Below are 13099 nucleotides of genomic sequence, written 5' to 3' on the forward strand. Positions count from 1 at the left end.
TGGTCGTCGTACGGGTTCGGTCTCACCGTCGCACGCGCAACATGCCGGGGTCGAACGGTTTCTCTGTCGCCGGGGTCGACCCCTAAGGAAGTGTGGTCGGAGGAATCCGGATCTCCCCCGATGCGGGGCAGACCGCCGGCGGCGGAGAGTGAACCCATGCCGAGCACCCCCGCCCTCCGCGTCGCGGCGATCGCCGCTCCAGTCCTGCTCTTCCTGTACGGCGTGCTGCGCCTGATCGACGGCGCGGACGGCGACCACGGCCCCGGCCTCGCCTGGGACGTCGGCCACCTCCTCTTCCTGGCAAGCTTCGCGTTCTTCGGGGTCCTCGTCGTGGCGCTGCGGGGCGAGGTCACTCGTCTCGGCGGCTCACGCGTGGTGGCGAACGCGGCAGCCACCGCAGGCCTCCTCGGCGTGGCCTGCTTCGCGTGGGTGATCGTCGGCGACCTCCTGCCCTCCTTCAAGGACGCCGCGCCGCTGCCGGATCCGCTTCAGGCGGCCGGCCCTCTCCTCTTCCCGCTCGGCCTGATCACGCTGGTGGCGATGGCCGTACGCCCACTGCGGGGGGTGTCGATCGTCTCGCCTCTGCTGACGCTCGGCGGGTTCCTGCTCCTCGGTTTCGACCTCGACCTCCTTTCCGTGGGCGCGGCGCTCGTCCTCGCCGGCCTCACCCCGCTCGCGATCAGATCCCGCAGGTAGGGGCCGACCAGAACCGCGAGGCCGGGCTGGCGACGTGGATGTGGTCGTTGTGATCGGGGTAGCCGGGACCGAGGATCTGGTTGAACCCGTGGTAGCGCGCCTGCCGCGCGATCGTGCAGAAGCCCTGCGATCCCGCCGCGAGGTCGGCAGCGTCGCCGTACAGGTGGCGGCTGTTCGAGGCGCCTCCGACGGCGCTGTTGCACGAGGTGCTCCGGAAACCGCTGTTGACGCCGAGCGCGCGGTCGCCGAGCGCGTGCCGGAGCGCCTGGAGCTTCCACATCGTGACGAGCGCGTTCGCCTTCGCCGTAGCGGCAGACACCGCGCCGCCGGCCCAGGTGCTGTTGCAGCGGTTGAGCTCGCCGTAGGTGAAGTTGACAGGCGTGCAGTCGTCGTCCTGCAGGGCGTACAGCTTCGCGTACGTCTGCGGGCCGGCGTTGCCGTCAGCGGTGAGGCCGTACGCCTGCTGGAAGCGGGTGACCGCCGCCGACGTCGCGGGGCCATAGCTGCCGTCGAGGGAGAGCACGGCGCCATAACCGGGATAGCCGGAGACGCGGATCTGGAGCTGGCGGACGTCTTCGCCGGTCGCGCCCTGGGACAGCGCGCGGGACCAGGTGTAGCAAGCGTCGGCGGCGGCCGGCGACGCCGTGCCCACCACCCCGAGGACGCTGGTAGCGATGAGCAGGGAGAGTGCCGCGATGACGCGACGGATCTTTCGGTTCACGAGGTGCCTCCGGGGGTCGGTCGACGTGTGATTCCGGAGATCATGCCGAGAGTTCACCGCGTCGGCAACCCGAGATCCGTGGCGTAACTCGCTGGGTCACGGGCCGAAGGGCTGCGACCTCCCCGGTCTGAGCCGTGCTCTCCAACCGTTGATCGACGAGGCCGCGGCCGACGACATCCGGGTCTCGGTCGGGCTCGGCGATCTGCGGCGCGGGAGCACGGACGTGGTCAGGTCGACGGCCTCGTACAACCTGGCGAGTACGATCAGCTCGCCCAGGAGGTCGCCACGGAGTTCGGTGTCGAGACGCAGCGGCTCGGCAACCCCGTCGTGCAGCAGATCGGGCTCGCGGCCATGCGAGGACCTGACCGCAGAGGTGTAGCGGAGCGCGGGTGCGTCGGGGGTACCCCCGACGCCCCGCTAGGCCGGACGGAACGAGTCGTGCGCCTCGACGACCGCGTGCTTGACCATCACGTGCTGCGTGACCGTGTACTCGAGGACGGCCTCGTGGCTCATGTCCTTGCCGAACCCGCTGCCCTTGACTCCACCGTGCGGCGCCTCCGACGCGATCGGGAGGTGGTCGTTCACCCAGGTCACGCCCGCCTCGAGGGAGTGCGTGACGCGCAGCGCGCGGGCGACGTCCGCGGTCCACACCGACGAGGCGAGCCCGTACGCGCTGTCGTTCGCGAGCGCGATCGCGTCCTCCTCGGTGTCGAACGGCAGCGCGACCAGGACCGGCCCGAAGACCTCGTCCTGGACGATCTCGGAGCTCTGGTCGGCGCCGGTGACGAGCGTCGGCGGGTAGTACGCACCAGGACCGTCGGGCACGACTCCCCCGCACGCCACCTTGGCGCCCGCCTCGACGGCACGCTCCACGAACCCGTGCACGCGGTCGCGGTGCTCGCGCGAGACCAGCGGGCCGATGTCGGTGGCGCCGTCACGCGGGTCGCCGACGCGGATCGCGCCCATCCGCTGGGCGACGGCCTCGACGACGGCGTCGTACGCGGGCCGCTGGACGTAGAGGCGCGTCGCGGCAGTGCAGTCCTGGCCCGAGTTGTACGTCGCCGCCATCGCGAGGCCCTGCGCGACGGCGTCGACGTCCGCATCGGCAAAGACGAGCGCGGGCGCCTTGCCGCCGAGCTCGAGGTGGACGCGCTTCGTCTGCGGGGCCGCCGCGCCCATCACGGCGCGACCGGCGCGGCTCGATCCGGTGATCGAGACCATCGCGACGTCGGGGTGCGCGACGAGCGCCTCTCCGATGTCAGCCCCGCCCGTCACGACGTTGAGCACGCCGGCGGGCAGGCCGGCGTCGGCCGCGAGCTGCGCGAGCAGGAGCGTGCTGCGGGGCGTGGTCGGCGCAGGCTTGAGGACCATCGTGTTGCCGGCCGCGAGCGCGGGACCGAGCTTCCAGATCGCCATCACGAGCGGGAAGTTCCACGGGGCGACGGCGCCCACGACGCCGACCGGCCGGCGGATCAGCATCGACGTGTAGCCCTCGCTCAGCACGCCGGCACCGCTGCCCTCGAGCGACCGCGCCGACCCCGCGAAGAAGCGCAGGTTGTCGGCCGCGAACGGGAGCTCACCGTCTGCGAAGACGGCGGTCGGCTTGCCGGAGTCGGCGACCTCGAGTGCGGTGAGCGCGTCGGCGTTCGCCTCCAGGAGGTCGGCGAGCCGGAGCAGAACCCGCGCGCGATCCCCCGCCGTACGGCGCGACCAGGCGCCGAAGGCCGCGGATGCCGCGGCGACCGCCGCCTCGACATCGGCGAGCGACGCCTGCGCGAACCGTAGGGTCTCCTCGCCCGTCGCCGGGTCGACGAGCACGACCTCGTCTCCGGTCGAGGCACGGGCGACCCCGTCGACGAACGCTCCGGACACTGGCTCCATCGTCTCCTCCATCAGCTGTTGAACCCCACTCCGAACTTGTCGAGCACACGCAGCATCGCGGGACGCTTGCCGGTCGTGTCCTCGCGGGCGAGCTGGTGCCGCATGACCTGGACGATCGGGTAGCGCAGCGGCTCGGGCGGGAACGGGATCGGCCGACCGGTGATCGCGGCGAGCCGGGTGCGCTCCGTACGGCGGCGTGCGAGCAGGTCGAGCGCGACCTGCGCCCCGAACCGCGACGAGGCGACGCCGAGCCCGGTGTAGCCCACTGCGTAGGCCAGCCGGCCGGCGTACGCCGTGCCGAAGACCGGCGTGAAGCGGGTGGACGTGTCGATGATCCCTGCCCAGCGGTGCGTGACCCCGAGACCGTCGAGCATCGGGAACGTGTCGTACAGGTGGTTCACCAGCAGCTCGTGCGAGGCGTCGCGCTGGGCGAGGCCCGCGTCCGTCCGGGCGCCGTAGTAGTAGATCGCGTCGTAGCCGCCGAACAGGATCCGGTCGTCAGGCGTACGACGGTAGTAGTGGAACTGGTTGCCTGCGTCGGTCATCCCCTGGTTGTCCGACCACCCGATCGCGGACAGCTGCGCGTCGGACAGCGGCTCGGTGACGATCACGTGGTCCCAGACCGGGATCGTGTAGGCGCGGATGCGGCGCAGCAGCGGCGGGAACGCATTCGTGGCGACGACGACCTGGCGCGCGTGCGCGACACCGCCTTCGAGGGTCACCGTGACTCCGTCGCCACGGCGGCTCATCCCCGTGACGACCGAGCGCTCGTGGAGGCGGACGCCGCGGCGCCGTGCCGCCTCGGCCAGCCCGTGCAGCAGGCGTACGGGGTCGACGAGACCACCGCCGCTGCGCACGCGCATGCCCGCGAGGTAGGTCGGCGAGTCGACGTCCTTGCGCACCTCGTCGGCGGACAGGAGGGTCACGTCCTCGCCGTGCTCCTGATGGGTCGCGAACGAGGCGGCGAGGGCCTCGACCTCGTGCGGTCGCGTCGCGACGACCGTCTTGCCGCACAGCCGCAGGTCGGCGTCGATGCCCTCACGGGCAAGGAAGGCCGCGATCTCCTCGACGTTGTCGCGGCCGAGCCGGACCAGCTCATCGAGCTCGTCGGGCCACATGGCCGTGCCGTGAGCGAGCCCGTGGGTGAGGGAGTCCGAGACGAACCCGCCGTTGCGGCCGGAGGCGCCGGCGCCTATCCGCCCTGCCTCGAGGACGACGACGTCACGAGACGGGTCCTCCTCCTTGGCGAGGATCGCGGTCCACAGACCGGTGAGTCCGCCGCCGATGACGGCGAGGTCGGCCCGCGCGGTGCCGACGAGCGGATCGGCGTCGCCGGACGGACGGGTGCGGTCGGTCCAGTACGGGCGCGGGCAGGCATCCGCGAGGATTCGGGCGGCGCGCGTCACAGACTCCCTCCGACCACGACAGCAGCGTCGGCGGTCCACGTGAGCGAGACCTCGGCCCCGCGCTCGACCGTGGAGACGCCGCTGATCGCGCAGAGCACGGGATCAGCGTGGTCCGGGACGTCGACCGCGACCGTCGACACCCCGCCGTAGAACTGGGTCTCGACGACCCGGCCGTCGAGGAGCCCGGCTCCTGGCTCTCCGATGCGTGTCTCCTCCGGCCGTACGACGAGGTGGGCGTCGCCGGAGACGTCACCGACGAGGTGCCCCGGGAGGAGCCCGACGCTGTCGACGTGGATCCCGCCGTCGACGACGCGCCCGGCGAAGCGGTTGCCGTCTCCGATGAAGTCCGCGACAAACAGGTTGGCCGGACGGCGATAGATCTCGACCGGGGTCGCGACCTGCTGCACGCGTCCGTGCGCGAGGACGGCGAGGCGGTCGGCCATCGACATCGCCTCTTCCTGGTCGTGCGTCACGACGACGAACGTGATGCCCACCTCCTGCTGGAGGCGCTTGAGCTCGAGCTGCATCTGCGACCGGACCTTGCGGTCGAGCGCCGACAGCGGCTCGTCGAGGAGCAGCAGCTTGGGGCGCTTCACGACGGCGCGCGCGAGGGCGACCCGCTGGCGCTGGCCGCCGGAGAGCTGGTGCGGCTTGCGGGAGGCCATCGCCGACAGGCCGACCGTCTCCAGCACCTCGCCGACCCGCTGACGGATCTCACCCTTCGACAGCTTCTCCTGCTCCAGCCCGTACGCGACGTTGCGCTCGACACTCATGTGCGGGAACAGCGCGTACGACTGGAACATCAGGTTGAGCGGGCGCCGGTGCGGGGGCAGCGCCACGAGATCCTCGCCACCGAGGCGCATCTCGCCGCTGTCAGGGTGCTCGAAGCCCGCGATCGCGCGCAGCAGCGTCGTCTTGCCGCAGCCGGACGGACCGAGCAGCGCGAAGAACTCGTTCTCGGCGATCGTGAGGCTCACGTCGTCCAGCGCGGTCACGTCACCGAAGCGGCGCGTCACGTGGCGCAGCTCGACCAGCGGCGCGCGCGACGGCGACGCCTTCGCGGTGCTCGGGGTCGTCACGTGCGTCTCACTCATCGGTGGCCTCCGTACGTCGGCTCAGTCGGGCGGACGCGATCACGACCGTGAGGCTGACGAGCAGCAGCACGGTGGCGAGCGCGTTGATCTCGGGAGTCACGCCGAAGCGGACCATCGAGTAGATCGAGATCGGCAGGGTCGGGGTGGTCGGGCCGTTGGTGAAGAACGCGATGACGAACTCGTCGAGCGACAGCGTGAACGTCAGCAAGGCACCGGCCACGACCGCGGGCGCGATCGTCGGCAGGGTCACGCGGCGGAATGTGGTGAGCGCCCCCGCGCCGAGGTCGCGCGAGGCCTCCTCGAGCGACGGGTCGGCCTGGGCGAGGCGTGCGCGGACGACCGCCACGACGAACGCCATGCCGAACACGGCGTGGGCCAGCATGACCGAGAAGAGCCCCAGCGTCATGGAGATCAACGAGTAGAACGACAGCAGCCCGATCGCCAGCACGAGGTCGGGCATGATCGCGGGCGACATCGCGTACGCGTCGAGGGCGGACGACCGGGTGTAGCGCGCGAGGCCGACCGCGAGCGTGGTCCCGAGCACGACGGCGATAGCGGTCGCTCCGGCGGCGACGACGAGGCTGTTGCCCAGCGCCTCCAGCAGGGCGGAGTTGCCGGCCAGCTCGCCGTACCAGCGCAGGCTGAACCCGTCCATCGAGAACGCCGAGCGCCCGCCGTTGAACGACATGACGACGAGGACGGCGATCGGCAGGTAGAGGAAGAGCATGCACAGCGCCAACGGCAGGCGCAGCCACCCCAGTGCCTTCATGAGGGGCCTCCCGTCGAGACGCGGCGGCTGACCCGCGACTGCACGAAGAACAGCACGACCAGCACCACGATGAGGACCAGCGCGAGCGTCGCGCCGAACGGCCAGTCGCGGGCCTTGAGGAACTGGTCGCGCACGACGTTGCCGACCATCACGAACTTGCCGCCGCCGAGCAGCTCGGGCACGACGAAGTTGCCCAGGCTCGGCACGAAGACGAAGATGCAGCCGGTCAGCGCACCGGGCAGGGTCAGCGGCCAGGTGATCGTACGGAACACGCGGAACCGGCTCGCGCCGAGGTTCGTCGCCGCCTCGCGCAGCTCGGGGTCGAGCTTCGAGATCGATGCGTACAACGGCAGGATCATCAGAGGCAGGTAGGCGTAGACGAGACCGACGACGACCGCCCCACGGGTGTAGAGCAGCGTGATCGGGTCCTCGATCACCCCCAGGCTCTCAAGGCCTCGATTGACGAGTCCTTCAGAGCTCAGCAGCACGATCCAGGCGTACGTCCGGACGAGGAAGTTCGTCCAGAACGGGATGACGACCAGCACGAGAGCGACGTTGCGCCACCGCGCGGGGAGCTGGGCGATCGCGTACGCGACCGGGTAGCCGATCAGCAGCGCGAGGATCGTCGCGGAGCCCGCGATCACGACCGAGTCGACGAGCACGGCCCGGTAGGTCGGTGAGAGCGCGCGGCTGAAGTTGTCCCACGTGAACTCGTACACGACGCCACCGAAGCGACCGCGCTGGAAGAACACATAGCTGAGCACGAGCAGGACCGGCACGGCCATGAACGCCGTGACATAGCCCAGCCCGGGGACGAGGAGGGTGACGCGCTCCCACCGGGAGGAGCGCTCGCCGGCGCCCCTCCCGGTGGGAGTGCTGGTGATCAGATCGGTCACTAGCTCGACGTGATCTCGGTGACGAGCTGGGAGTAGAGCGTCGCGGCCTCGCCGAGATCGGTCAGCGACTCACCCTTGAGGAGCTCGTCAGCGGTGACCTGGAGCGGCGGGTACTGCGCCTTCAGCTCGGCGGGGAGCAGGTCCATCGCCTTCTGGTTCGGGACGTTGTAGAGGATGTTCTCCGCTGCCCACGCACCGTTCTCCGGCTCCAGGAGGTAGTTGATGAACGCGTGCGCGGCCTCCTTGTTCTTGGAGGTCTTCAGCACGACCATCGTGTCGACCCAGAGGTCGCTGCCCTCCTCGGGCACGGTGAACGTGATGTCCTTGTTCTCGGTCGTGCCGTAGTTGCACCAGCCGTCCCACGCCTGCACCATCACGGCCTCGCCGGAGATGAGCCGCTCGTAGAACGTGGTGTCGTCGTAGGCGAGCAGGTTCTTCTTGGCGGCGACGAGCTTGTCCTTGACCTGCGCCATCTCGTCCTCGTCGGTGGTGTTCGCCGAGAAGCCGAGGGCCTTCTGCGCCGGGAGCATCAGCCAGCGGTCGGTGGCCATCATCGTGACCTTGCCCTTGTAGGCGTCCTCTGGCTCGAGCAGGTCGTTCCAGCTGGTCGGCGCCTCCTTCACAAGGTCGGAGCGATAGCAGATGCCCGTGGTGCCCCAGGTGTACGGGACGGAGATCTCGTTGCCCTTGTCGTACGCCATGGTGGTCGCCGGCTCGGCAAGGTTCTTGAGGTTCGGGATCAGCTCGTCGTGGATCGGCTCCACCAGCCCCTGGGCGGCGAGCGCCTGCGCGAACTGCCCGGAGACGAACGCGACGTCGATGCCGGAGTCTGAACCGGCCGTCAGCTTCGCCATGATCTCTTCGTTCGTGGCGTGGTTGGTGACTTCCATGGAGGCGCCCGTCGCCTCCTCGAACTTCGTCGCGACGTCCTCGGGCATGTAGTCAGCCCAGTTGGACACGACGATCGACTGCTTGCTGAGGTCGGCGTCGGGGTCGAGGTCTGCGGCCGCGGAGTCGTCCCCGTCGGACCCGCCACACGCCGCAAGTGCGGCGACGAGGGCGATGCCGGCCGCGGCGGCCAGCGCGCGGCGGCTGGTGGACGCGAATGCCTTCATGGTTGGCTCCAGGTGTGCGAGTTTCCCGCCTGGTGCGGGTGGGGGACACATTTGCACCTCTATTGAGTACTTGACAAGACCCTGAAACACGAGAGCAACGGTCGAAACAAATTCGTCACTGAAGAAGTCTTCAAATTTCGGCCTAGCAATGGGAGGCTAGCGCACAATCACCACTCGCATGACGACGCAAAGGGGGCCCGATGGCGAAGACCCAGGGCCAGAAAGACCGGCGTGCCGCACTCATCCGCGCGACCCAGCAAGCGGTCATCGCGCACGGCGCCGACGTCAAGCTCACCGAGATCGCCAAGCAGGCCGGCCTCACGTCCGGTGCCGTGCTGTACCACTATCCGGACGTCCAGTCCCTGATCCTGGAGGCGAACCGCGCCGGCACCGAGCGCTTCTACGACGAGCGCATGCGGACGCTCGCGGCGATCGAGGACCCCGCTGAGAAGCTGGTCCGGACGATCCGTTCGGGTCTGCCGAGCGACGCCGACGACGACGCGGTGCGGCTCTTCTGCGAGCTCGGCGGCGCTGCGCGGCGTCATCCCGTGTACGGCGCGCTGCTGACCTCCCTGTACGACCGCCAGGTCGCGATGTACCAGGTGATCCTCGAGACCGGCGCCGCCCGTGGCGCGTTCGAGTTGCGCCAGGACTCGCTGACGATCGGGCGCAACCTCGTCGCGCTCGAGGATGCGTACGGCTACCGCATGATGGCCGGGCACCCGACGATCGACCACGAGGTCGCGTGCGAGCTGCTCCTCGACTACGCCAGGCTGGCCACCGGCAACCTGCTCATCACCAAGGCTGCTCCTGACGACGAAGGGACCCCCACCGATGACTGACCGCGCCCTGACGATCCTGTTCATGCCCGAGTCGGCGTACGGCCCGACGAACCAGTGCGTCGGTCTCGGCGACATCCTGCTCGGACGCGGCCACAAGGTCGTGTTCGCGGCCGAGGCGTCGTGGAAGGGCAAGCTCGAGCCGCTCGGCTTCGTCGAGGCGCTGGTCGATCTCGCTGCGCCCGCCGAGGGAGCCGACGAGGCCGAGGAGGAGGACGCGGGCAAGTTCTGGACGGACTTCATCGCCGAGACCGCGCCGGAGTTCCGCAAGCCCACCGTCGAGCAGCTCGAGTCGTTCGTCGCGCCGACCTACCAGGCGCTCATCGACGGCGCGGTCTACTGCGAGCCGCAGTTGCGCGCGATCATCGCCGAGCACCAGCCCGACGTCATCGTCGAGGACAACGTCGTCACCTTCCCGGCGCTGATGACCTCTGACGCTCCGTTCGTCCGCATCGTCTCGTGCAACCCGCTGGAGGTGCGTGGCAGCGCCGACCTGCCGCCGCTGTTCGCCGGCTACCCGATCGCCGACCGCGCCGAGTGGGACGCGTACGACAAGCGCTTCGAGGAGACCCATCGCGAGATGTGGGAGGCGTTCAACACCTGGGTCCAGGAGCAGGGCACTCCCCCGCTGCCCGACCTGGAGTTCCTGCACACCTCCGACACGCTGAACCTGTACGTGTTCCCCGAGGAGGCCGACTACGACGCGGTGCGTCCGCTTGACGAGACGTGGGCACGGATCGACTCCAGCGTGCGCGAGACCGACGAGGACTACGTCGTGCCGACCGAGGTCGCCGACCGTCCCGACGACTCCGCGCTGATCTATCTCTCGCTCGGCTCGCTCGGTGGTGCCGACCTCGGCCTCATGCAGCGGCTGGTCGACGTCCTCGGGACCACCCGGCACCGCTTCATCGTGAGCAAGGGCCCGCGCGCCGACGAGCTGACGCTGCCGGAGACGATGGTCGGCGCGCAGATGGTGCCGCAGACCAAGGTCATCCCGCAGGTCGACCTCGTCATCACGCACGGCGGCAACAACACCACGACCGAGACGCTGCACTTCGGCAAACCGATGATCGTGCTGCCGCTGTTCTGGGACCAGTACGACAACGCGCAGCGCGTGGACGAGCTCGGCTTCGGCCGACGGCTCGACACGTACGGCTTCGAGGACGCCGAGCTGGTCGACGCGGTCGAGGCGCTGCTCGCCGACACCGAGCTGCGTGCGCGGATGGAGACGATCGGCGCGCGGATCCGTGAGCGCGACGGCCTGCGCAAGGGAGCGGACCTGATCGAGAAGGTCGGGCTGGACCACGTCGGCCGCGTTGCCGACCCGACGCTGGCCGATGCGCTGGAGTCGTCGGCCGTGGAGTCCTGACATCGACGACCTCGCCGCAGCCGTCCGGGCCGCGGACCCGGTCGACGTCCTCCCCGCGCGACACGCGGCGGAGGCGGGCCGGGTCCGCGGCCCGCTCGCGCTGGTCGCCGCGACCTCGCTGTCGGCGACGGTCACGCTGACCGTGGTGGAGGACGCGGACAGTCGCAGGTACGCGGCGCCGCTCGTCCTCGACGGCGACCGCGTCCGGCGGGCGGTGCCCGGGGACGGTGCGGCGCTCGCGCTGGTCGAGGCGCTCGGCCGTGGGTCCGACGGCGCGTTCTCCCTCACCCGGTGGGACGGGCATCCCGTCACCGCGGAGCGAGTGATCGACGTCGACCAGAGCAACGAGTCGGTCATCGTCCACGGGCCGGACGGCGGGGCCGTCGTGAAGTGGGTCGTCCGCGTCAGCGACGACGCAGACCCGGCGCCCGTAAGGGTCGCACGGCTGGTCGAGGCCGGGTTCGACGCGATGCCGACGCCGTGGGGCATGGTGCAGTGGCAGCCTGATCCCGAGAGCCCGCCCAGCCTGGTCGCGATGGTGACCGCGCTTGTGCCCGACGCACGCGACGGATGGCAGTGGGCGGTCCAGGACGCCGTCGCCTACGCGTCCGGCGCCACCTCGCTCCACGACTCCGCGACCGCACCCGGCGCTGCCCTCGGCGGGATCGTCGCGGCGATGCACCTTGGGCTTGCTGACTCCTCTCCCCCGGTTGCCGATGCCGAGCACGCCGCGGCGTGGCACGCCGAGGCCCTCGCGACCCTGGACGACGCGCTGGCCCTCATGGACGGCGCAGAGCGCGTGCGCCTTGAGCGCCACGCTGACGCACTGCGGAGCGACCTCGGCGCGCTCGCTCACGCCGCCGGCACCCCTCTCGTCCCGATCCACGGCGACCTCCACGTCGGTCAGGTCCTGCACGGCACCGATGGGGCGTACCGCGTGACCGACTTCGACGGGAACCCCGTCGCGACTCCAGCCGAACGCCTCGCACCGCAGCCCGCGGCGGTCGACGTCGCCGGGATGGCGCAGAGCCTTGACCACGTCGCGTACGTGGTGCGGCACCGCACGCCCGGCGTCGACCCGGCGGCAGTCCAACGCTGGCGTACGACGGCGGTCGAGGCGTTCCTGTCCTCCTACCGCGCGACCCTCGATGCGGCCGGACGCGGGGACCTCCTCGACGAGCGCCTGCTCGTGCCCATGAGAATGCGTCAGGTGTGCCGCGAGTACGTGTACGCGGGACGGCACCTCCCGCACTGGCGCTACGTGCCCGACCGCGCCGTGCGTGACCGCTACGAAGACTCCACCGTTGTTGCCGCCAAGAAGGATGGTCCTGCCTGATGAACCCCGACGCGTTCGCCGCCGACCTCGCGGAGAAGCCCGCGCGACTGGCCGAGCTCGCCGCTGCGCTGGAGCACGACGACCCGTGGGCGCCGGTCGGCCTCGATGCGCGGTCGGCCGACCTCGTCTTCGTGGGCATGGGGTCCTCGCACTACGCGTCGAGCGTCGCCGCGGCACGGCTGCGCGCACGGGGAGTCCGCGCCGTCGCGGAGCTGGCGAGCAGCGATCTGCTTCCCCGTACGGGGCCTGGGACGACCGTGGTCGCGGTGTCGGCCTCCGGCGGGTCGCGGGAGACCCTCGACGCGCTCGACCGCATCGCAGACTCCGGCGCCCGGGTGGTGGGCGTGACCAACGTCGAGTCGTCGGCACTGGCCGAGCGCGCGGACGTCGTTGTCCCGATGCTGGCCGGCCCGGAGCACGGCGGTGTCGCGTGCCGGTCGTTCCAGCACACGCTCGCGCTGTTCCTCGCGCTCGAGGCGGGGCTGAGCGGCACCGTGATGCCGGCCGCGACCGTCCGTGCTGCTGCCGACGCCTCGGCAGACCTGCTCGACCGCGAGTCCGCGTGGCTGCCTGCGGTGACGGAGGCGGCGCTCGGCCCCGACGGCACGCACCTCGCGGCACCGGCACGGCGGCTCAGCTCGGCGCAGCAGTCGGCGCTCATGCTGCGTGAAGGCCCGCGTCTCGCGGCGATCGGCTGCGAGACCGGCGACTGGGCGCACGTCGACGTCTATCTGACGAAGAACACCGACTACCGGCTCGTCCTGTTCGGCGGCTCCCGCTGGATCGACGGCGTACGCGAGTGGACCGACCCCCGGGGCACGACGATCGTGTCCGTCGGCGAGGACCTCCCGACGGCCACCGTGGCCGTGCGCTTCCGTGGCGACGAGGACGACGACGTGCGGCTGCTGAGCGAGACGCTCGTGATGGAGCTCGTCGCCGCACGGCGGTGGCAAGCGCAGGCGCAGGCCTAGGTGTAG

The 13099-nt window shown here is 70.6% G+C and carries 12 protein-coding genes; 5 read left to right on the forward strand and 7 right to left on the reverse strand.

Features of this window, described 5'->3' with window-relative positions; genetic code table 11:
• Positions 1 to 156 precede the first annotated feature (156 nt).
• Complete coding sequence (locus H4N58_RS11510) at positions 157 to 696, forward strand: hypothetical protein (protein WP_167003199.1); 540 nt, start codon at positions 157 to 159, stop codon at positions 694 to 696.
• Here the strand turns inward: H4N58_RS11510 and H4N58_RS11515 are convergent.
• From H4N58_RS11515 to H4N58_RS11545, 7 genes are all read right to left on the reverse strand, one after another.
• A complete protein-coding gene (locus tag H4N58_RS11515) occupies positions 680 to 1417 on the reverse strand; it encodes a D-Ala-D-Ala carboxypeptidase family metallohydrolase (RefSeq protein WP_208322896.1) in 738 nt (245 codons plus the stop codon). The genes H4N58_RS11510 and H4N58_RS11515 overlap by 17 nt on opposite strands.
• Before the next feature lie 417 nt (positions 1418 to 1834).
• Positions 1835 to 3298: an aminobutyraldehyde dehydrogenase gene (locus H4N58_RS11520; protein ID WP_167250644.1), complete on the reverse strand. Its 1464-nt coding sequence runs from the start codon at positions 3296 to 3298 to the stop codon at positions 1835 to 1837.
• Between the two features lie 11 nt (positions 3299 to 3309).
• On the reverse strand, positions 3310 to 4704 hold the full coding sequence (locus tag H4N58_RS11525; protein ID WP_167003205.1) for an FAD-binding oxidoreductase: 1395 nt from the start codon (positions 4702 to 4704) through the stop codon (positions 3310 to 3312).
• Positions 4701 to 5798: an ABC transporter ATP-binding protein gene (locus H4N58_RS11530; protein WP_167003207.1), complete on the reverse strand. Its 1098-nt coding sequence runs from the start codon at positions 5796 to 5798 to the stop codon at positions 4701 to 4703. The genes H4N58_RS11525 and H4N58_RS11530 overlap by 4 nt, the downstream gene beginning before the upstream one ends.
• Positions 5791 to 6567, reverse strand: coding sequence for an ABC transporter permease (locus tag H4N58_RS11535; RefSeq protein ID WP_167003209.1), 777 nt, complete (start codon positions 6565 to 6567; stop codon positions 5791 to 5793). Before H4N58_RS11535 ends, H4N58_RS11530 begins: the two co-directional genes overlap by 8 nt.
• Positions 6564 to 7463, reverse strand: a complete 900-nt coding sequence (locus H4N58_RS11540; protein WP_208322346.1) for an ABC transporter permease — start codon at positions 7461 to 7463, stop codon at positions 6564 to 6566. The genes H4N58_RS11535 and H4N58_RS11540 overlap by 4 nt, the downstream gene beginning before the upstream one ends.
• Positions 7463 to 8578: a spermidine/putrescine ABC transporter substrate-binding protein gene (locus H4N58_RS11545; protein ID WP_167003211.1), complete on the reverse strand. Its 1116-nt coding sequence runs from the start codon at positions 8576 to 8578 to the stop codon at positions 7463 to 7465. Before H4N58_RS11545 ends, H4N58_RS11540 begins: the two co-directional genes overlap by 1 nt.
• Positions 8579 to 8778: 200 nt before the next feature.
• Here H4N58_RS11545 and H4N58_RS11550 point away from each other — a divergent pair, with 200 nt between their 5' ends.
• The 4 genes from H4N58_RS11550 to H4N58_RS11565 are packed head-to-tail and all read left to right on the forward strand — an operon-like array spanning position 8779 to position 13093.
• Entirely contained in the window at positions 8779 to 9420 is a 642-nt protein-coding gene (locus H4N58_RS11550; protein ID WP_167003213.1) for a TetR/AcrR family transcriptional regulator, read from the forward strand.
• Positions 9413 to 10786, forward strand: coding sequence for a glycosyltransferase (locus H4N58_RS11555; protein ID WP_167250642.1), 1374 nt, complete (start codon positions 9413 to 9415; stop codon positions 10784 to 10786). Before H4N58_RS11550 ends, H4N58_RS11555 begins: the two co-directional genes overlap by 8 nt.
• Entirely contained in the window at positions 10755 to 12122 is a 1368-nt protein-coding gene (locus H4N58_RS11560) for a hypothetical protein (RefSeq protein ID WP_208322895.1), read from the forward strand. The genes H4N58_RS11555 and H4N58_RS11560 overlap by 32 nt, the downstream gene beginning before the upstream one ends.
• The gene (locus H4N58_RS11565) at positions 12122 to 13093 is read left to right on the forward strand and encodes an SIS domain-containing protein (protein ID WP_167250640.1); all 972 of its coding nucleotides are present in this window, start codon (positions 12122 to 12124) and stop codon (positions 13091 to 13093) included. Before H4N58_RS11560 ends, H4N58_RS11565 begins: the two co-directional genes overlap by 1 nt.
• The last annotated feature ends 6 nt before the right edge of the window (positions 13094 to 13099 follow it).

It is taken from the genome of Mumia sp. ZJ1417 (assembly GCF_014127285.1).
Taxonomy (GTDB): Bacteria; Actinomycetota; Actinomycetes; order Propionibacteriales; family Nocardioidaceae; genus Mumia.